The sequence below is a fragment of the Halorubrum sp. SP3 genome (assembly GCF_005435195.1).
Taxonomy (GTDB): domain Archaea; phylum Halobacteriota; class Halobacteria; order Halobacteriales; family Haloferacaceae; genus Halorubrum; species Halorubrum sodomense.
The window spans coordinates 1-215 of sequence record NZ_SGTU01000243.1; the positions used below are offsets into that span (position 1 = coordinate 1).

Below are 215 nucleotides of genomic sequence, written 5' to 3' on the forward strand. Positions count from 1 at the left end.
AGGAACAGGTTCTGGATCGGTCCCTGATATATCGGGCCGCCGCGGTACACCGCGCCGCTCTCGACGGCCGTCAGTTCGCTTGCGACGCTGTGTTCCTTCATGAACGCCAAGACGGTGTCCTCGAACTCGGCGCGGGTCTTGGTCTCGTGGCCGCGAACGAACAGCGCGTCGGGATCGACCTCCAGCATCGTCTCGTAGTCGATCTGCCCGCGGTC

The 215-nt window shown here is 64.2% G+C and carries 1 protein-coding gene; it reads right to left on the reverse strand.

Annotated features, from left to right (window positions below):
• Positions 1-215, reverse strand: a 215-nt coding sequence (locus EXE42_RS20410) for an ABC transporter substrate-binding protein (protein WP_241988426.1), incomplete at both ends; no start/stop codon positions are given.